Annotated in this window: 17 protein-coding genes; 9 read left to right on the forward strand and 8 right to left on the reverse strand. The window is 72.6% G+C overall.

The features are described 5' to 3' along the window. Positions 1 to 73 precede the first annotated feature (73 nt). Together AB0L56_RS13785 and AB0L56_RS13790 are read left to right on the forward strand one after the other, a co-directional pair. Positions 74 to 3025: a BTAD domain-containing putative transcriptional regulator gene (locus tag AB0L56_RS13785; RefSeq protein ID WP_365422664.1), complete on the forward strand. Its 2952-nt coding sequence runs from the start codon at positions 74 to 76 to the stop codon at positions 3023 to 3025. A 203-nt stretch (positions 3026 to 3228) separates the two neighbouring features. Beyond that, positions 3229 to 3417, forward strand: coding sequence for a hypothetical protein (locus AB0L56_RS13790; RefSeq protein WP_361037792.1), 189 nt, complete (start codon positions 3229 to 3231; stop codon positions 3415 to 3417). Between the two features lie 75 nt (positions 3418 to 3492). On the opposite strand, the gene AB0L56_RS13795 is transcribed toward AB0L56_RS13790, so the two are convergent. The 3 genes from AB0L56_RS13795 to AB0L56_RS13805 form a co-directional block, all read right to left on the reverse strand. Further along, the gene (locus AB0L56_RS13795; RefSeq protein WP_365422668.1) at positions 3493 to 4023 is read right to left on the reverse strand and encodes a hypothetical protein; all 531 of its coding nucleotides are present in this window, start codon (positions 4021 to 4023) and stop codon (positions 3493 to 3495) included. 169 nt (positions 4024 to 4192) lie between these two features. Further along, complete coding sequence (locus AB0L56_RS13800) at positions 4193 to 6547, reverse strand: serine/threonine-protein kinase (protein WP_361037788.1); 2355 nt, start codon at positions 6545 to 6547, stop codon at positions 4193 to 4195. Between the two features lie 180 nt (positions 6548 to 6727). Then, complete coding sequence (locus AB0L56_RS13805) at positions 6728 to 7465, reverse strand: VOC family protein (RefSeq protein WP_361037786.1); 738 nt, start codon at positions 7463 to 7465, stop codon at positions 6728 to 6730. Positions 7466 to 7599: 134 nt separating this feature from the next. Here AB0L56_RS13805 and AB0L56_RS13810 point away from each other — a divergent pair, with 134 nt between their 5' ends. The 4 genes from AB0L56_RS13810 (at position 7600) to AB0L56_RS13825 (ending at position 11335) form a co-directional block, all read left to right on the forward strand. Next, positions 7600 to 8235 carry a TetR family transcriptional regulator gene (locus tag AB0L56_RS13810; RefSeq protein WP_361037806.1) on the forward strand — a complete coding sequence of 212 codons (636 nt, stop codon included), beginning with the start codon at positions 7600 to 7602 and terminating at the stop codon, positions 8233 to 8235. Between the two features lie 188 nt (positions 8236 to 8423). After that, positions 8424 to 8849: a pyridoxamine 5'-phosphate oxidase family protein gene (locus AB0L56_RS13815; protein WP_361037784.1), complete on the forward strand. Its 426-nt coding sequence runs from the start codon at positions 8424 to 8426 to the stop codon at positions 8847 to 8849. Positions 8850 to 8860: 11 nt separating this feature from the next. Continuing rightward, positions 8861 to 9526 carry a pyridoxal 5'-phosphate synthase gene (locus AB0L56_RS13820; protein ID WP_365422674.1) on the forward strand — a complete coding sequence of 222 codons (666 nt, stop codon included), beginning with the start codon at positions 8861 to 8863 and terminating at the stop codon, positions 9524 to 9526. A gap of 582 nt (positions 9527 to 10108) precedes the next feature. Next, positions 10109 to 11335: an NAD(P)/FAD-dependent oxidoreductase gene (locus AB0L56_RS13825; RefSeq protein ID WP_365422677.1), complete on the forward strand. Its 1227-nt coding sequence runs from the start codon at positions 10109 to 10111 to the stop codon at positions 11333 to 11335. A gap of 10 nt (positions 11336 to 11345) precedes the next feature. Here AB0L56_RS13825 and AB0L56_RS13830 read toward each other — a convergent pair whose 3' ends face one another. Continuing rightward, positions 11346 to 12659 (reverse strand): MFS transporter, encoded by a 1314-nt coding sequence (locus AB0L56_RS13830; protein ID WP_365422680.1) that lies wholly within the window; start codon positions 12657 to 12659, stop codon positions 11346 to 11348. 72 nt (positions 12660 to 12731) lie between these two features. On the opposite strand from AB0L56_RS13830, the gene AB0L56_RS13835 reads away from it, so the two are divergent. Beyond that, positions 12732 to 13778 (forward strand): helix-turn-helix domain-containing protein, encoded by a 1047-nt coding sequence (locus tag AB0L56_RS13835; RefSeq protein WP_365422683.1) that lies wholly within the window; start codon positions 12732 to 12734, stop codon positions 13776 to 13778. A 406-nt stretch (positions 13779 to 14184) separates the two neighbouring features. Here the strand turns inward: AB0L56_RS13835 and AB0L56_RS13840 are convergent, their stop codons facing one another. The 3 genes from AB0L56_RS13840 to AB0L56_RS13850 all read right to left on the reverse strand — a co-directional run bounded on the left by AB0L56_RS13840 (position 14185) and on the right by AB0L56_RS13850 (position 16198). After that, on the reverse strand, positions 14185 to 14649 hold the full coding sequence (locus tag AB0L56_RS13840) for an ATP-binding protein (protein WP_365423205.1): 465 nt from the start codon (positions 14647 to 14649) through the stop codon (positions 14185 to 14187). A 484-nt stretch (positions 14650 to 15133) separates the two neighbouring features. Next, entirely contained in the window at positions 15134 to 15646 is a 513-nt protein-coding gene (locus tag AB0L56_RS13845) for an EF-hand domain-containing protein (protein WP_361036987.1), read from the reverse strand. A gap of 171 nt (positions 15647 to 15817) precedes the next feature. Beyond that, the gene (locus tag AB0L56_RS13850; protein WP_361036989.1) at positions 15818 to 16198 is read right to left on the reverse strand and encodes an STAS domain-containing protein; all 381 of its coding nucleotides are present in this window, start codon (positions 16196 to 16198) and stop codon (positions 15818 to 15820) included. Positions 16199 to 16571: 373 nt separating this feature from the next. Here AB0L56_RS13850 and AB0L56_RS13855 point away from each other — a divergent pair, with 373 nt between their 5' ends. Together AB0L56_RS13855 and AB0L56_RS13860 are read left to right on the forward strand one after the other, a co-directional pair. Further along, on the forward strand, positions 16572 to 17153 hold the full coding sequence (locus AB0L56_RS13855; protein ID WP_365422688.1) for a sigma-70 family RNA polymerase sigma factor: 582 nt from the start codon (positions 16572 to 16574) through the stop codon (positions 17151 to 17153). Continuing rightward, on the forward strand, positions 17150 to 18304 hold the full coding sequence (locus AB0L56_RS13860; RefSeq protein ID WP_365422691.1) for a maleylpyruvate isomerase N-terminal domain-containing protein: 1155 nt from the start codon (positions 17150 to 17152) through the stop codon (positions 18302 to 18304). The genes AB0L56_RS13855 and AB0L56_RS13860 overlap by 4 nt, the downstream gene beginning before the upstream one ends. 112 nt (positions 18305 to 18416) lie before the next feature. On the opposite strand, the gene purU is transcribed toward AB0L56_RS13860, so the two are convergent. After that, positions 18417 to 19298: a formyltetrahydrofolate deformylase gene (gene purU / locus AB0L56_RS13865; RefSeq protein ID WP_365422693.1), complete on the reverse strand. Its 882-nt coding sequence runs from the start codon at positions 19296 to 19298 to the stop codon at positions 18417 to 18419. Positions 19299 to 19340: the final 42 nt, after the last annotated feature.

Here is a 19340-nt window from a genome sequence, read left to right on the forward strand (position 1 = left end):
TCTCGCAGAGCTGACGCATCCGTCAGGAGAAGGCAGACTGGCTTAGTTGCTCAGGAAGCACAGGGGGGACTGCATGGTCGGTGAACCGCGAGGGCCGGAGCAGCCGCGTCCCGGCTCCTCGACATCACCGGGGGCATTGCGTTTCGCCGTGCTCGGCCCGGTGCGCGCCTGGCGCGACGACGAGCCGGTCGCCACCGGCAGCCCTCAGCAACGCGCCCTGCTCGCCGCCCTGTTGCTCCGCGAGGGCCGTACGGCCACGGCGGCCGAGCTGATCGACGCCCTGTGGGGCGAGGAACCGCCGTCGCAGGCCCTGGCGGCGGTGCGCACCTACGCCTCCCGGCTGCGTAAGGTGCTGGACCCCGGGGTCCTGGTCAGCGAGTCCGGCGGCTACGCGGTGCGCGCGCTCGGCGAGCGGGCACTGGATCTGGCGGTCGCGCAGGAGCTGGCGGCGGAGGCGGAGAAGTCCCGCAACACCGGGAACCTGGGCCACGCGCGCGACGTACTCAACCGGGCTCTGGCCCTCTGGGACGGCGAGACACTGGCGGGGGTGCCGGGCCCGTATGCGGACGCCCAGCGGGTCCGCCTGGAGGAGTGGCGTCTGCAACTCCTCGAATCCCGCCTGGACATGGACCTGGAGCAGGGCTGCCACGCCGAGGCGGTCTCGGAGCTCACGGCCTTCACGGCCGCGCACCCGCTGCGCGAGCGCCTGCGCGAACTGCTGATGCTCGCCCTCTACCGCAGCGGCCGCCAGGCGGAGGCCCTCGCGGTGTACGCGGACACCCGCCGGCTGCTCGCCGACGAACTGGGCGTGGACCCGCGCCCGGGACTCCAGGAACTCCAGCAGCGCATCCTGCGGGCCGACCCGGGCCTGGCGGAGCCGTCCGCCCCGATCGCGGAGCCGTCGGCGGCTCCCGTCCGCCCGGCCCAGCTCCCGGCGACGGTGCCGGACTTCACCGGCCGCGCGTCCTTCGTACGGGAACTGAGCGACGTCCTGGCGTCGGCGTCCGGTGACGAGGGTCGGGTGATGGCGGTGTCGGCGCTGGCCGGCATCGGCGGCGTCGGCAAGACGACCCTCGCGGTCCATGTGGCCCATCAGGCCCGCGCGGCCTTCCCCGACGGCCAGCTCTACGTCGATCTGCAGGGCGCCGGTGCGCGGGCGGCGGAACCGGAGACGGTCCTGGGCTCCTTCCTGCGCGCCCTCGGCACGGCGGACTCCGCGATCCCGGACACGCTGGAGGAGCGGGCGGCCCTGTACCGCTCGGCCCTGGACGGCCGCCGGGTCCTGGTCCTGCTGGACAACGCGCGCGACGCGGCGCAGGTACGCCCGCTGCTGCCCGGTACGGAGGGCTGCGCGGCGCTGGTGACCTCCCGGATGCGGATGGTGGATCTGGCCGGGGCCCACCTCGTCGACCTGGACGTGATGTCGCCGGAGGAGGCACTGGCCCTCTTCACGAAGATCGTCGGCGAGGAGCGCGTCGCCGCGGAGCGCGAGGCGGCCCTGGACGTGGTGGCGGCCTGCGGATTCCTGCCGCTGGCGATCCGCATCGCCGCGTCCCGCCTGGCGGCGAGGAGGACGTGGACGGTCTCGGTCCTGGCGGCCAAGCTCGCCGACGAACGCCGCCGCCTGGACGAACTCCAGGCGGGCGACCTGGCGGTCAAGGCCACGTTCGAGCTGGGCTACGGGCAGCTGGAGCCCGCTCAGGCCCGCGCCTTCCGCCTCCTGGGGCTCGCGGACGGCCCGGACATCTCCCTCGCCGCCGCGGCGGCGGTGCTGGACCTCCCGCCGGAGGACACGGAGGACCTGCTGGAGTCCCTGGTCGACACCTCCCTCCTGGAGTCGGCGGCGCCGGGCCGGTACCGCTTCCACGACCTCGTACGGCTCTACGCGCGCGCCTGCGCCGAGCGCGACGAACAGCCGCCGAGCGAACGGGGGTCGGCGCTTTCGCGGGTTCTCGACTTCTACCTGGCCACGGCGGCGGGGGTGTACGCGATCGAGCGGCCGGGAGACCGGCTGGTGGACGGCCTGGAGCCCACGGCGCATCCGGGACTGGGCTTCACCGACGGCTCGGCGGCACTGGACTGGCTCTACACCGAAGCCGCGCCCCTGCTGTCCGCCGTCCGGCAGGGCGCGGGCACGGACCGGCTGCGGCGGGCGGTGGACCTGTTGTGGGCGGCGAAGGACCTGACGGAGTCCGGAGCCGATTCCCATCAGTACGAGACAACGGCGCGCGCCATGTGCCACGCCACCCGTGCCGCGGCCGACGCCCGGGCGGAGGGAAGGGCGAGGACGGTCCTCACGGACGTGCTCCTGGTGTCCGGCCGGATCCAGCAGGCGGACGAGGAAGCCCTGCTGGCCATGGAATTGGCGGATTCGGTCGGTGACTTCACCGCCGCGAGCTGGGTCGCCAACAACCGGGGGCTCATCTGTCTGCATCAACACCGGTACGCGGCAGGGAAGAACCTCTTCGACCAGGCCATAGAAGGATTCCGGGCCACCGGCAACCGAGCCGGTGAGGCCTCCGCCCTGTCGAACCTCTCCCGTGCGCAACTCGGCATGGGAAACATCGCGGAGGCCGTGGAGATCGCTCGTCGCGGTCTGGCGGTGTACCTGGAGCTGGGGCGGACCATGCGACTCGCCAACGGTCATTTCGCGGTGGGGGTCGCCCTGGCCAAGGCGGGCCGTCACGCGGAGGCACTCGGTCAGTTCTCCGAGGCGATGCACATCTTCGCCGACCACCGGCAGCGCCTGTGGGAGGGAGCGACGAACTTCCGCATCGCCGAGGTGCATCTGGCCGCCGGGCGGGCGTCGCAGGCGGCACAGCACGCCGAACAGGCACTGGCCCTGGGCTGCATCGGCGGCGACCGGATGCGCGGCAACGTGCTGACGCTCCTCGGGCGGGCGCTGCACGCCCTGGGACAGGCGGACCGGGCGAGGGCGTGCTGGCGTGAGGCGCTGTGCCTGCTCGAACAGAACGGTGTCCCGGAGGCCGGCGAAGTGCGGGCACTGCTCGCCCCCGCCGCCTGATCACCGGGCCGGCGAGCGGGCGTTCAGCGTTCGTTTATCTCCCCCAGGCATTCTTCATGCGTGTCACACCGTCGCGTCGGGGGGCAGACGGCTGACCAGGGGCCGAACGGTTAATGTGTGCGGCTCCGAGCGCCCGTCCGGCGGCCCGCGGGGGAGCTGCCGGGCGGGCGTTCCATCGCCAACACAGCAGAGGAGCAAGGCTTATGAGCGACAAGAAGCAGAACGCGGACGCGACCCCTCCGGACAACCACATGCCCGCTCCGCCGGCGGAGGAGGAGAACGCCACGACGCTCGACAACCACATGCCGAGCGAGCCGGCCAAGGACGGCATCACGACGCTGGACAACCACATGCCGGCCCCGCCGGCCCTTGACCTCGACGGCGGCAAGTAGCCGTCCTTCCCACACGGGGATCGGCCGCGACGGCTCGGAGGGGAAGCCGTCGCGGCCGACGTGTGTCCGGAACGGTCAGCGGGCCGCCGGGGCGTACCGGCCGGGTGCGCAGTCGGCGACCCGGGGGACGTCGGCCGTGTCGCCCACGTTCACCCGGGCCGTCGCCGTCCCGCCCGCCGGGACGTCGACGTCCTGGGTTTGGGCGACGACCTCCGTGCCGGCCGTGTCCTCGAAGACGACCGTGACCGTGAAGGTGCCGGCGACGGCATTGGGGTTGGTGACCTCGACGGTGGCGTACGGGGTCTGCCGCGAGGCGCAGGCCGTCAGGTCCACCGTGGCGTCCTGGAGGGACGACGGGGACGTGGTGCCGGAACCGCCGTTGCTGCCGCTGCCCGTGCTGCCCGTGCCGCCGTAATCGTCATCGTCGTCGTAGTGGGAGCCGCCCCCGGAGCTCGACGTGTCCTGGTTCTGGCCGGAGCTGCTGCAGCCGCCTCCCCCGTCGCCACCGCTGCCGCCGTGGCCGCGCCCGGTCGAGAAACCGGTGAGGGTGAGGACGACGAGTGCCGAGACCGCTGTGAGCTTGAGTGTGTTCCCCCGGAAAGTCATGCCCGAAGGCTAGCGATCTTCGTGGCACGGGCATGTCACCGCCTGGCGACGGTCGCGTACGCGGCGTAGCGTTCGCCGTGGGCGCGGCGCTCGGGCCGCTCCCCGTAGCGGCGGCCGCCGTCCGACGCCCCTTCCGTGCGACCGGCACGACGGCCGTCCCGCAAGCCCTTTATGCCGTGCGCGCCGTGCCGGTGCCCTTCTCCGCGTCCAGCGCGTACACACAGCGGTCCTTGCTGCACGCGTACACCACGCCGTCCCGGACCACCGGGGAGCCGGTGATCTCGCCGCCGGTCGCCAGCTTCCATCTCAGGCGGCCGTCGTCGGCCTTCAGGGTGTACAGCAGGTGGTCGCTGGAGCCGAAGTGGATGCGGCCCTCGGCTACCGCGGGGGCGCCGACGATCTCGCCGCCGGACTGGAAGCGCCACTTGGGCGTGCCCGTGACCGCGTCCAGGGTGTACAGCCCCTTGCCGCTGCCCACGTGGACGTGGCCGGCGGCGACCAGCACCGGTTCGATCGAGGCGCGGGACTCGGTGGCGATGCGCCAGCGGTCGCGCCCGTCGGTGGCGTCGAGGGCGTAGACCGTGCCGAGGTAGTCGGCGAGGTACACCCCGCCGCCGGTCACCGCGGGGCCCGGGACGAAGGTGGGCGGGCACAGGAAGACCGCCGGGGCCTCGAAGTGCCAGCGGACGTGCCCGGAGGCGGCCTCCAGGGCGAGGACCCGGGTGCCGGCGGAGACGTAGACATAGCCGTCGGGGCCATGGGTGAGGCGGACCGGCACGCCGCCGCAGGAGGCCGCGTCGCCGATGGGGTACGACCAGCGCTCGTCGCCGGTGCGGGCGTCCAGCGCGCGCAGCCGGGCGTCCTGCCAGACATGGACGATGCCGTCGTGGACGGACGGCCCGGCCTCCGGGGACTCGAAGTCGGTCTGGCAGCCGGTGACCTCCCACAGCTTCTGCCCGGTGGACGCCTCCCACGCCTGGACGCCGCCGCCGCGGGTGCCGGTGACGACGGTGCCACGGTCGGCCTTGAGGGAGTACACCCAGGCGTCCGTGGACAGCCGCCACAGGTCGCCGCCCTCACGGGCGTCGAGGGCGAAGAGGGTGGGGCCGTCGGAGGCGTGGATACGGCCGTCGGCGACCGCCATCGACCAGGCGACGTCCCGGGTCTTGAAGCGCCGTCGGCCGGTGGCGACGTCCAGGGCGTGCACCTCGAAGGAAGTCACGTAGACGAGGTCGCCGTCGACGGCCGGGGTGCCCCAGACGTCGTTGGACATACGGAACCGCCAGGGACGCCAGCCGCTGGGGTGCTCCGGCGGCGCGGCGGGCGCCGGTACGGCCGGGTCGGCGCCGTTGACGCCGGGGCGGGGCTTGGACCAGGTGGCGGCCAGGGCGGCCGCCGGCGGCGGCGCCTTGGCGGCGGCCGCGCGGGCGTCGGCGACGCGCGGGCCGGGGCCGATGGGGACCATGGCGCCGGCCAGCCGTACCGGGCCGGTGTCGGGGGCGCCCACCGGGACCGGCGCGGGCCGGGACGGGGGCGGCGGGACGACCGGGTCGTGCGGGGGCGGCGGCAGGTGGGGACGGGCGCCGCCGGCGCTGCGGCCGGACCCGTGCGCGGGCTTGGGCGCCGGGCGTCCGCCGCGGCGGGCCTCGATCAGGCTCACCGCCCGCTCGGGCAGCCAGGCCGACGCCGTACCGCTGTCGTCGGACCCGGAGCCGAAGAGGTGCGGGGCGAGCTGGGCCTGGAGGTCGGCGGGGTTGGGCCGGGCCGTGGCGTCCATCTGCATACAGGCCTCGATGAGCGGACGCAGCTCGTCCGGGAGGCCGTCGAGGTCCGGGCCCTCGCGCAGCAGCATGAAGACGGTCTCGACCGGGTTGGCGCCGTGGAAGGGCGGGTGGCCGGTGGCGGCGAACACCAGCATCGAGCCCAGCGAGAAGACATCGCTGGCACCGGTGACGCTGCGGGAGTCCTTCGCCTGCTCGGGGGACATGTAGGCGGGGGTGCCGACGGCGACGTTCGTCATGGTCAGACGGGTGTTCGAGACGCCGGACGCGATACCGAAGTCGATCACCCGGGGGCCGTCCTCGACGACGAGGACGTTGGAGGGCTTGAGGTCACGGTGGACCAGTCCGGCGCCGTGGATCGACTGGAGCGCCTCCGCGACGCCCGCCGCGAGCCAGCGCACCGCCTGGGCCGGCAGCGGCCCGCACTCGTTCACTATCTCCTCGAGCGAGGGCGCGGGAACGTACGCGGTGGCCAGCCACGGCACGGCGGCGCGCGGGTCGGCGTCCACGACGGCCGCCGTGTAGAAACCGGAGACCGCGCGGGCCGCCTCCACCTCGCGCGTGAAGCGGACACGGAAGAGCTGGTCCTCGGCCAGTTCGGTCCGTACCGTCTTGATCGCCACCCGCCGCCCGGACGCCGAGCGCGCGAGATAGACCAGCCCCATGCCGCCGGCTCCCAGCCGTCCCAGCACCTCGAACGGCCCGATACGCCGCGGATCGTGCTGCGTCAGCTGATCCACCACTTGCCTGCCACCTCCCCGTACGCGTCGCGCCACCACCTGTGCGCGACCGTAGTGCAGCGTCTCACCACCGCACCGCCGTGGCGGCACGCACCCCGATTCTTCCTGTCCGGCGGCCCGGTTGCGAACCGGCCGACAAATCGGGTGTCCAGATTTACATACGAGACCACGGGCGGTAATGGCTCAACGGCGCAGCAACGCGAAGGACGCCCCCTGATCGTCGCTGACCACGGCCGCCGTGCCGTAGGACGTCTCGAAGGGCGGAACCTGCACCCTGCCGCCGAGCCGGGCCACCTCCGCCAGAGCGGCCTGAAGGTCCTCGACGGCGAAGTGGACGAGGAAGTGGGGCGGCATCTCGGCGGCGAAGACGTCGGAGACCGGCGCCCGGCCGAAGTCGGGGTCGGCGTCCGGGCCGAACAGGGCGTCGTGGAAGAGGGTGCCGTAGAAGGTGTTCGCGGTCTCGGTGTCCCGCGTGTAGAGCTGCACCCAGGTGAAGGTGCCGGGCTCGCGCCGGCGGCCGAAGCCGGGGGTCCGCGCTCCCTGCCAGAGGCCGAACACGGCACCCTCGGGGTCCGTGACCAGCGCCGTGTAACCGAGGTCGCCAAAGGGCATCGGCGGCGACACGACCTGCCCGCCGCCCGCCCGGATCCGCGCGCACAGCGCCTCGGCGTCCGGGGTCGCGAAGGACACCGTCCACACGGTGGGCAGCCTGCCGTCCGTCTTGTGCGCGAGGGAGGCGACGGGAGCCCCGTCCTTCAGCGCCCGCACGCCGCCCTGCGGCTGGTCCTCGAAGGTCCACCCGAAGAGCTCACCGTAGAACCGCTTGCCCGCCGCCACGTCGGGAAGCTGCGCGTCCACCCAGCACGGGGTGCCCTCCGGGTACTGCGATGCCCCGTACTCCGATGCCCTGTTTTCGGCCATGCCGCCAAACTAACGGCGCCGCCCGCACCCCGCAGACCAGGCACACCAGGGTTCCCGTAGCCGCGCACCCCATTTGCAGTCGGCCGAATCGCGCTCGGATCACCCCTCGGTAAGCTGACGACATGACAGGACAAGTGCGTACCGTCGACGGCCGCGTGGCCGGCCGGCGTGGGCAGGCGACCCGGCAGAAGCTGCTCGACTGCCTCAGCGAGATGCTCAGCTCCTCCCCCTACCGGGATGTCAAAGTCATCGATGTGGCCCGCCGCGCGGGGACTTCGCCGGCGACCTTTTACCAGTACTTCCCGGACGTCGAGGGCGCGGTTCTGGAGCTCGCCGAGGAAATGGCGGCCGAGAGCGGCGCGTTGACGGAGCTGGTGAAGGGCCGCTCCTGGACCGGGCGGGCCGGCTGGCAGACCGCCCAGGAACTCGTCGACGGATTCCTGGAGTTCTGGCGGCGCAACGAAGCGATCCTGCGGGTCGTGGACCTCGGCGCGGCCGAGGGCGACAAGCGTTTCTACAAGATCCGCATGAAGGTCCTGAACACGGTGAGCACCCCACTGGCCGACTCCGTCGCCGAGTTGCAGGCCAAGGGACGGATCGACAAGGACGTGAACCCCGCGGCGATCGCCGGCTCCCTGGTCGCCATGCTGGCGGCCGTCGCCTCGCACCAGAAAGGTTTCTCCTCCTGGGGCGTGAAGCAGTCCGAACTCAAGCCCAACCTGGCACTCCTGGTGCACCTGGGGGTCACCGGCAGAAAGCCCACGAAGTAGCCGGCCGACGGCGCACTCATCCCGCGCGAACCCGCGATTCCTGTCATACGGGCGGCGGCCCACCCGGTGGACCGCCGCCCGTCGCGCTGCACGGGACAGATGAGGGAACACGCCACCGCCCGCCCGGTGTTGGAGCCGATGAAGCGCATGCCCGAGCACTGGCCGCAGACATCGCAGGAGGAACCCGCATGGCCCTGACCCGCGAAGAACGTGAAGCCTTCCTCGCCGAACCCCATGTCGCCGCGTTCGCGGTGGACGCGGAGGACGGCCGCGCCCCGCTCACCGTGCCGATCTGGTACCAGTACGCGCCCGGCGGCGACGTGTGGATCATGACCGGCCTCCACTCGCGCAAGTACCGGCTGATCAGCGCCGCGGGACGGTTCTCGCTCCTGGTGGACCGCCTCGAACCCACCACCCGCTACGTCTCCGTCGAGGGCCCGGTGATCGACACCAGCCCCGCCACGATCGAGCTGCTCCGGGAGATCTCCGCCCGCTACCTGCCGGCCGACAAGGTCGAGGAGTACGTCGACTTCGCCTGGAAGAACCACGGCGAGCAGGTCGTCGTGCGGATGCGGCCCGAACGGTGGCTGTCCTCGGACCTCGGGTCGATCTGACGGGTCCAGGCATGGAACCCGATCTCCACGAGCTGCTGAGGACCCTGCGGGTGTGGGACCCGGCGGTCACCGACCTGCCGCCGTTCGACCCGGACGCCGCGCCCGCCGATCCGCTGCCGCTGTTCGCGCGGTGGCTGGCGGAGGCGGCGGAGGCCGGGCAGCCCGAGCCGCACACCATGTCACTGGCCACGGCGGACGCGGAGGGCCTGCCGGACGTGCGGATCGTGATGCTGCACGGCGCGGACGAGCAGGGCTGGTCCTTCGCGACCCACGCGCACAGCCGCAAGGGCCGCCAGCTCGCCGTCCGCCCGTACGCCGCGCTCGCCTTCTACTGGCCGGTGCTGGGCCGCCAGGTACGCGTGCGCGGCCCCGTCGGCGTCGCCCCGGCCGAGGAGGCACAGGCGGACCTGCACGCCCGCTCCACCGGCGCCCTGGCCGCCGCCCTGACCGGCACACAGAGCGAGGTCCTTCCCTCACCGGAGGAACTGGCCCAAGCCTCGCAAGCCGCCTGGGAGCAGGCACGCCGCGCCCCGGAAACCCCGGCCCCATCCTGGACCCTGTACCGCCTGCGCCCGAACGAGGCGGAGTTCTTCCAGGGCCACCCGGACCGCCGCCACATCCGCCTGCGCTACCAGCGGGGGGACGAGGGCTGGACGCGGAACCTGCTGTGGCCGTGACCCTGACACAGCCTGCCCCCGGCCGCCCCTGAGAGGCCACCGTCGGTCAACACCGGCCTCTCACCGAGGAACTTGGGGCTGGGGGTCAAGCCCCCGGAGAACGCCCGCCGGAGGGCCCGGGGGCGGAGCCCCCGGAAGACGCCCACCTCTCGACCCACCGAGTCCGGTGGCGGTGGACACGCGCCCGGAGACCGAGGGCTCGGAGCTGGAGGCCGAGGGCTCGGCGTTCGGGGCAAGCCCCGGAGAAAGCCCGCCGCGGGTCCGGGGGCGGAGCCCCCGGGGAGACGCCCGCCTCTCGACCCACCGAGTCGAGTGGCGGGTGGGCATAGGCCCGGGGGTCTGGGGGCGGAGCCCCCCAGGGGACGCCCACCTCTCGACCAACCGAGTCGGGGGGCGGGTGGGCACAGGCCGGGGGTCTGGGGGCGGAGCCCCCAGGGCGGGACACCGGCACCGGCGTGCCTCACGCACGCGCCTCGGGCAGCGGGCATTCAAGCACGCGATTCCCACAGACGTGATCAATCCGCAACCAATTTCGGTCTTGACCGATACCCATCAACCAGGCGCCGGATTACGCTCGCGCTCATGACCGACGTCTCCGCCCCGTCCGACGCCCCCGGTTCCGCCACGTCCGCGCAGCCCACCGCACCGCCCCGGGTGGACCGACCCGTCTACGTCATCGGCGGCGGACCGGGCGGACTCGCCGCCGCCTACGCCCTGCGCGCACGGGGAATACGGGCCGTCGTCCTGGAACGGGCCGACCACGTCGGCGACTCCTGGCGGCGCCATTACCACCGGCTGCGCCTGCACACCACCCGGCGGATGTCCGCCCTGCCCGGGTTGCGGATGCCGCGCCGGTTCGGGCGGTGGGTGGCCCGGGACGACGTGGTCCGCTACCTGGAGAAGTACGCCGAGCACCACCGCCTGGAGATCGTCACCGGTGTCGAGGTCTCCCGGATCGAGCGCGCCCCCGACGGCGGGGGCTGGCTGCTGCACGCCACCGGTGGCCGGGAGTTGACCGGCGCGGCGGTCGTCGTCGCCACGGGGTACAACCACACCCCGCGCGTCCCCGAGTGGCCCGGACGGGACACGTACACCGGCGAGTTCCTGCACGCGTCCGCCTACCGCGACCCGAAGCCCTACGCCGGCCGGGACGTGCTCGTCGTGGGCGTCGGCAACACGGGTGCCGAGATAGCCGTGGACCTGGTGGAGGGCGGCGCCTCCCGGGTGCGGCTGGCGGTGCGCACCCCGCCGCACATCGTGCGCCGCTCGACCGCCGGGTGGCCGGCGCAGTACTCGGGGATCCTGGTGCGGCGGCTGCCGGTCGGTCTCGTCGACCGGCTGTGCCGGGTCCAGGCGCGGGTGGCGCTGCCGGACCTGTCGGCGCAGGGTCTGCCCCGGCCCGACTCCGGTCTGTACACCCGGGTGCGGGAGGGGGCCATCCCCGTGCAGGACGTCGGTCTGATCGACGCCGTGCGCAAGGGGACGGTCGAGGTCGTGGCCGCGGTGAAGGGGTTCGAGGAGGGGCGGGTCGTCCTGGCGGACGGTAAGCGCATCGCTCCGGAAGTGGTCGTGGCGGCCACGGGTTACGCGCGGGGGCTGGAGAAGCTGGTCGGCGGACTCGACGTTCTCGACGAGCGCGGCAGACCCGTGGTCCACGGCCCCCGTACCGCGCCCCACGCTCCGGGCCTGCACTTCACGGGTTACACGAACCCGATCAGCGGCAATCTCCGTGAACTGGCCCTGGACGCGCGGCGCATGGCGAAGGCGATCGCCCGCACGGGAGAGGCTTCCCGCCTCCCCCGCATGTGAGCGCGGCCGGTCACGTCATCGCAAACGGCGCGGCCGGCCGCTTCCTGATCACCAGCGCCATCAGCGCCGCCGCCGCGCACAACGCTCCCGACGCGTACCAGACCACGTCATACGACCCGAACACATCCCGGGCGGCACCTCCCGCGAAGGCGACCAGGGCCGCCCCCACCTGATGGGAGGCGAGTACCCAGCCGAAGACGATCGGGCTGTCGTCCCCGTAGTGCTCCCGGCACAGCGCCAGCGTCGGCGGCACGGTGGCGACCCAGTCCAGCCCGTAGAACACGATGAAGAAGAGCATCGGCGGGTGCACGCTCGGCCCCAGCAGCAGCGGCAGGAACAGCAGCGAGACCCCGCGCAGCGCGTAGTAGACGGCCAGCAGCCGCCGTGAATCGAACCGGTCGGTGAACCACCCCGACGCCACCGTTCCGACGACGTCGAAGACCCCGATGACGGCCAGCAGCGACGCCGCGGTGGTGATCGGCATGCCGTGGTCGTGGGACGCCGGCACGAAGTGGGTCTGAATCAGCCCGTTCGTCGAGGCCCCGCAGATCGCGAAGGTGCCGGCGAGCAGCCAGAAGGGCCCGGTCCGCACCGCCGCGAACAGCACGGTCACCGCCCGCCGGGCGGCCCCCGGCACGGGTGCGGGCTTGGGCACGAACTCCTTTGCCCCGTACGGCTTCTGCCCCACGTCGGCCGGATGGTCGTGCAGCAGCAGCCAGACGAACGGAACCACCGCGAGGGCGGCGAGGGCCACGGTGACGGCGGCCGGCCGCCAGTCGTGCCGGTCGACGACCCAGGACAGCACCGGCAGGAAGATCAGCTGCCCGGAGGCGGACGCGGCGGTGAGGATGCCGGTGACCAGGCCCCGGCGTTCGGTGAACCAGCGGTTGGTGACGGTCGCGGCGAAGGCCAGCGCCATCGAGCCGGAGCCGAGGCCGACCAGCAGGCCCCAGCACAGCATCAGCTGCCAGGCCGCGGTCATCCACACCGTCAGCCCGGAGCCGAGCGCGATCACGGTGAGGGCGACGGCGACCACCCGGCGGATGCCGTAGCGGTCCATCAGCGCCGCCGCGAAGGGCGCGGTGAGCCCGTACAGCGCGAGGTTCACGGAGACCGCCGCGCCGATGGTCCCGCGCGACCACCCGAACTCCTCGTGCAACGGGTCGATGAACAGGCCCGGCACGGAACGGAACGCGGCGGCGCCGATGATGGTCACGAAGGTGACGGCGGCGACGAACCACGCGCGGTGGACACGGGCGCGGGCGGGCTTGCGGCCGCCCGCGGGCGGCTCCACGACGGCGGCTGTCTCGCTTGTCCGGGTCACGCCATAGAGCTTCCGGTGCGGCGGGCCGCCGCATCGAGTGGCCCGAAGGACAGCCTTCGCTAGGATCGGGCCATGGATCCGGCCGAGTCCGCGCACCTGTCCGACGACGTCCGGCCCCACCGGGTCGTCGTGCTCGCCCTCGACGGACTGCTGCCCTTCGAGACGGGCATTCCGCACCGCATCTTCGGCCGCCCGCGCGACGGCCGGGGCCGGCGGCTGTACGAGGTCGTCACCTGTTCGGTCCGGCCGCCCGGGCCCGTCCAGACCGACGCCGACTTCACGATCGACGTCGCCCACGGCCCCGAGGCCCTCGCCACCGCCGACACGGTGATCATCCCGGCCTCCTACGAGCTCGGTCCGGTCTACGAGCGCGGCGAGCTGACCGGCGAGTTGGCCGCCGCCCTCGCCCTGATCCGGCCCGGCACCCGGATCGCGTCCATCTGCACCGGCGTCTACGTCCTCGCCGCCGCCGGACTCCTCGACGGGCGCCGCGCGACCACGCACTGGGCGGACGCCGAGCGCCTCCAGCGGCTCTTCCCGCGCGTCGAGGTCGAGCCGGACGTGCTGTACATCGACGACGGCGACATCCTGACGTCGGCGGGCGTCGCGGCCGGCATCGACCTGTGCCTGCACATGGTGCGGCGCGACCACGGCGCCGACGTGGCCAACGACGTGGCCCGGCGGACGGTCGTACCGCCGCACCGGGACGGCGGGCAGGCGCAGTACATCCAGCGGCCGGTGCCCGAGGCCCAGCAGGCGTCGACGAGCGGCGCCCGCGCCTGGGCCCTGGGCCGGCTGCACGAGCCGATTCAACTGCGGGACATGGCCGCGCGGGAGGCGATGTCGGTACGCACCTTCACGCGCCGGTTCCGCGAGGAGACCGGGGTGAGTCCGGGGCAGTGGCTGACGCGGCAGCGGGTGGAGCGGGCCCGGCAGCTGCTGGAGTCCACCGATCTGTCCGTGGACCAGGTGGCGCGGGACGCCGGTTTCGGGACAGCGCAGTCGATGCGGCAGCACCTCCAGGCGGCGCTGGGGGTGACCCCGACGGCGTACCGGCGGACCTTCCGGGCGGCGGGCGGGCGGCAGGACGGGCCGCTGGGGGCGTCCGTCGCGGGATGAGCGGAGGACTGTCCACACTCCGATAACTGTCCACACCCTGTGGACAACCGGGGCGGCACTGTGGCGGTGCGGCGCCGTCCGCCCCGAGCACGGCAGCGCCGCACCGCTCTTCGGCTCCGGCACTCCCGCCCGGGCTCCCCCTGGCCCCGGGGGGAGCCGACGCCGAATCACGACCCACACTCGCCGAGGGCTCCCGTCGTCGGGCCCTCGTCGTCCCCTCGCGGCGAATCGCTGACGAACAGCGTGATCAACCGGTCACGGCGCGTCAACACCGATTCGGGTGAGAAGGAGTTGGATGCGGCATACGCCCTGTTTGCGGGGGCCGCGCACGGAAGCACACCCGGCGCACCGGCTCAGCCGGCACCCCGCACGGACGGCTCACCGTGCACCCGTACACCGGGTGTACTCACACCGCCTCGTAGGCCAGCCCGTCGAACGCCGCGGCTCCCCCGGCGGGGGCCGGCGCGGCCTCGGATTCCGCCGCGCAGCGGTCCAGTTCGCACCAGATGCGCTTGCCGACGCCCTCGGCGCTCCATCCCCAGCGGTCGGCCAGGCCGTCCACGAGGGCGAGTCCACGCCCGCCGGTCGACTCTCCGTCCACACAGCGCGGCACCGGCGCCCGGTCGCTCCGGTCGGCCACCTCCACGCGGACGATGGCCTCCTCGGCCGCCTCCGCGCCCGGCAGGGAGAGCCGCAGCACGGCAGGACGGCCGGTGTGCACCACGGCGTTGGTGACGAGTTCCGAGACGAGCAGGATCAGCGTCTCGGCCAGTGGTTCGTCGACCCCTATGCCGGAACCGGCCAGCCGTGAGCGTGCCCACCGCCGGGCCCGTCCCACCTCAGCGGGGTCGGGCCGGATCTCCAACTGCACTTGAAGCACCTGCACCGCTCACACCATCCGAACCGGCGGACACTTGGACTCGCGCGTCACGAGAGCCACGATCGTAGCCATTTTCTGCATGGCCAGAACAATGGCCCGGACCGGAGTCACGGAACGTGAATCCCTTATGGGACAGCGTGGTTGACGTACCGTCACGTCAACAAGCGCTTCGGGCATATTCCCGCGCGAAGGAGTACCTGTGCGGCATACTGTGCGACGCTCGCGACGGGGGGTCGAACAGGCGTCTGCAGAAGGCCCGGACGCCCGGCGAGCAACCGCCGGCACCAGCGGAGACGGAGCCGCCTCGGGGGCGACTCCGGCGCGGTGCGTGCTCACAACGACTCGCATCTCACACAAGGTACCGGAGCGGACGTCCGACTCCGGGCCGTGACGAGTCACGCAGAGGACACAAAGTGCGTCTCAACGCTCCGTGATCACAGGAATGCCACAATCCGCGACATCCGCACGGGGTGCGTCACTCCGGGACGGTGAAGTAGCGGGCGAAGGCCCGGACGATCTCCTCCTCGCCGATCCTGCCGTCGCCGTCGGTGTCCAGCGTGGCGGCGACCGTTGCGGCGAGGTCCTCGGCAAGGCCGAGCACCTTGAGTACCCGGGCGGTGTTGTCGACGCCGACCGTGCCGTCGCCGGCGGTGTCCGCCACGGCGAGCGCCGCGTGCAGGAAGGGGCGGGCGATCTCTGCGAACCGGTCCGGGTTGTCCCGCAGCCGCTTGACGGCGCCGTTCACGAACTCCTCGCGCGTGATGCGCTGGTCGCCGTCCCGGTCCGCGATACCCGCCATGCCCTGCCAGAACGCCTCGGCCCCGATGTAGAGGGCCTGGCCCCGGTCGGAGCGGGCGGCGGTGCCGAACTCGGCGAGCAGCGCCTTGGCCGCTCCGCTGAAGTCCTCGCGGTCGATGTAACCGTTGCCGTCCTGGTCGAAGATGGCGAACCGTGCCGCGATCCTGCGCTCGTACTCGCTGGTGACCATGTCTCTTTCAGGCCGCCTTAGGTCAGTGGGGTCGTCTCGCAGGGAGCGTACGTGGTGGGGGGCCGCCGGGGATCCCGAAGACGGCGCCTGGACCAAGACCGGGGGAATACCGGGACAACCGTGTGACACGTGCGAGCGGTCCCCCGGCGCGCGGCCGGCCGGCGACGGGGATCAGGCCGACAGCGGACGGGAGTCCTCGTCGACCGCGGACGGGACGTCCGGGTGAATCTCGAAGAGACGGCGGACACCGAGGGCGCCGAGCACCTTGTTGACGTGACTGCCGTCGGCGGCCCCCCGCGCGGGGAGGATCAGCCGCAGACGGCCCTGGCAGGAGCGCAGCAGCCGGCGGGAGGCGATGAGCACGCCCACCCCGCTGGAGTCGCAGAACCACACCTGGGAGAGATCGAGGACGAGGCTGTGCCGGCCCTCGGCCACCACGTCGTGCACCCGCTGGCGCAGCACCGGGGACGTCACCAGGTCCAGTTCGCCCGACACCCGGAGCACGGCCCATTCGCCGTGCTCTTGATCGGTCACTTTGAAGGTCACCACCACGCCCCTCGCTCGCCGAAACGGAAGCAGTCCCTACGCTTCCTTGCAGCGCGGCTGCCCACCGGCCGTTCCCTGAAACACGACCCGGGAAACGATTTCCGAACGGAAACGGCTTGTTCTAGTCGTCTTCGATCCGATTCGATCGGTTCCGATCGGCGTGACCTCGGCGTGAGAAGGGGTAGACGTGTCCCGAACCATGTCCGACGTGCCCCGGCGGCCCCTTACCACCTGCGGCTCCGTCGGGGGCGCACATTGCCATAAAGGGGCGTGCGCCCTTGTTCATGCCGACTACATTCATGGGGTCACCGGCCACACGCCGACCCCGCGCACCGACCGGCCCGGGGTTCCGGGGGAGGAACAGGGGGTGAGGGGCAGCATGCCGAAAAGGGACGTACCGCCCCGCTGGGACCGCAAGATGCAGCAACGGCTGGCGCGCGGGGAGGCAGCCGCGCTCGGTGAGCTCTACGACCGGTTCGCCTCCCTCGTCCACGGCCTCGCCCACCGCGTCGTCGGCGACGAACACGCGGCCGACGGGATCACCCGCGACGTCTTCGCCCATGTCTGGGAGCACCCGGACTCCTACGATCCCCAACAGGGCACGCTGCGCAGCTGGCTCGCCGCGCTGACCAACCGGGTGGCCGTGCAGCGGCTGCGCACCACCGAGACCGCGGCGCTCGCCCGGGGTGGCCCCGGCACCCCGGAGGAGCTGGAGCGCAAGGTGCGGCACGCCTCGGTGGCCGCCCGCGCCGACTACATCGTCCAGTCCATGCCGGCGCCCCTGCGGGCCGCCCTGGAACTGGCCTATTTCCAGCGCCGGGACTACCACCAGACCGCCGTCGACCTCGGCGTCACCGACGACGAGGCCCGCCGCCGGCTCCGCCTCGGCCTGCAGTTACTGGCCACCGCCCACGACACCGAGGCCCCGGGCGCCCCGCCCGGTATCGGGGGTGCCGCGTGACCGACGAGCACCGCGCGGCGAACGGGCCGGACGGTACGCCCCTCGTGCTGGAGCACCATGTCCTGAAGTCGCTGCTTGGTGCCTGGGCGCTGGCCGCGTGCGCGCCCGCGGAGGCGGAGGCCGTGGAGGAGCACCTGGGCGACTGCGGACCCTGCGCGGACGAGGCGCTGCGGCTGCGCGAAGCGGTCGGCCTGCTCCATCGTCCCGAGAGTCTCGACCTGGACCCCGGCCTGCGCACCCGCGTCCTCGACTCCTGTCTGGAACGGCGCCCGCCGCGCATCCCCATACCGGAGTGGGCCGCCGCCTACGACGCCGAGACCGCGCGGCTGGACGCGCTGCTCCAGGACTTCGGCGACTCCGAGTGGCACGCGCCGGTGCGGCTGCGCTGGTACGAGGCGGACGAGGCGAGCAGCCGCCGCACCACCGTCGCCGGGGTGATCGCGCACCTGCTGACGGTCGACGGGCTGGTCGCGGTCGCCCTCGGCCTGGACGACCCGCTCGGCGACGTCACTCCCGCCCGGCCCACCCCGGCGGACCGGACCGAGGCCTACTGGCGGGCCGCCCACTTCCCGCCCACCCGCTCCGTCCGCGCGCCCTGGCGCGAGCAGAGCCACGCGCTCGTACGGACGGTGTCGTTCACGGGCAGCGCGACCGGGCGGATGACCGTGCCGTACGGCGACTTCGAACTGCCGCTGCACGACGCGATGCTGGACCGTGCCTTCGAGTGCTGGGTGCACGGGGAGGACATCGCCGAGGCCGTGGACTACCCGTACGATCCGCCTTCCGGGCGGCATCTGCACCGCATGGTCGACCTGGCCGCACGGATGCTCCCCACCGTGCTGGAACACCGCCGGCTGCACGGACTGGCCTCCCCCGTGGAGCGCCGCCTGGTCGCCGCCGGGGAGCCCGGGCGCAGCCTGCGGCTGGAGATCGAGGGGTCCGGGGGCGGGGAGTGGCTGATCCCACTGGACTCACCCGCGGCGAAGGGCTCCGCCGAGCACGAGGTGGCCCATGTCGCGCTGGACGGCGCGGAGTTCTGCCGGCTCGCGGCGGGGCATGTCGCTCCGCGGGAAGCGGCGGTGGGGCAGGTCGGTGACCGCGCGGCGATCAAGGACGTACTGTTCGCCGCGGCGAGCATGAGCCGTATGTAGGGGCGGGTTGGGGTTTCGTCGGCGGCTGCGGGCCGGTGGGGGGCCGTTCGCGCAGTTCCCCGCGCCCCTGGGAGCCGCGCAGCCGCCGACGAAACCGCAACCCCCCCACTCCTCAGGCGAAAACCACAGTCCTGCGGCCGTTCAGCAGAATCCTCCGCTCCGCATGCCACTTCACCGCCCGCGCCAGCGCCTGGCACTCCACGTCCCGCCCGATCGCGACCAGCCCTTCGGGGGTGACGTCGTGCCCCACCCGCTCGACCTCCTGCTCGATGATCGGGCCCTCGTCGAGGTCGGCGGTGACATAGTGCGCGGTCGCGCCGATGAGCTTCACGCCCCGCATATGCGCCTGGTGGTACGGCTTCGCACCCTTGAAGCTCGGCAGGAAGGAGTGGTGGATGTTGATGATCCGCCCGGAGAGCTGCTTGCACAGATCGTCGGAGAGCACCTGCATATAGCGGGCGAGGACGACGAGTTCGACCTTCTCCTCGCGCACGATCTCCAGCAGCCTGGCCTCGGCCTCCGGCTTGCCGTCCTTCGGCACCGGAATGTGGTGGAAGGGAATGTTGTACGAAGCCACCAGCTCGGCGAAATCGGTGTGATTGGACACCACTCCGGCGATCTCCACGGGCAGCGCCCCGGTCCGCGCGCGGAACAGGAGGTCGTTCAGACAGTGTCCGAACCTGCTGACCATGAGCAGGATGCGCATCTTCTCGTCGGCCCGGTTGATCTGCCACTCCATCTGGAAGGAGTCACCGATCGCGGCGAAGCTCGCCCGCAGCTTCTCCACGGTCACCGGTGCGTCCGCGGAGAAGTGGACGCGCATGAAGAACAGTCCCGTGTCGTGGTCACCGAACTGCTGGCTGTCCTCGATGTTGCAGCCGGTCATGAACAGATAGCTCGACACGGCGTGCACGATGCCCTGCTTGTCGGGACAGGACAGGGTGAGAACGTACTGGTCGGCCGGGGCCGCTGCTCGGGTGGGCTGCTCGCTCATGAAGAAAAGGGTCGCACACGCGGGCTGCCGCCCGGCCGGCCG

Source organism: Streptomyces sp. NPDC052079 (assembly GCF_040680275.1).
In the GTDB taxonomy this organism is placed as follows: domain Bacteria; phylum Actinomycetota; class Actinomycetes; order Streptomycetales; family Streptomycetaceae; genus Streptomyces.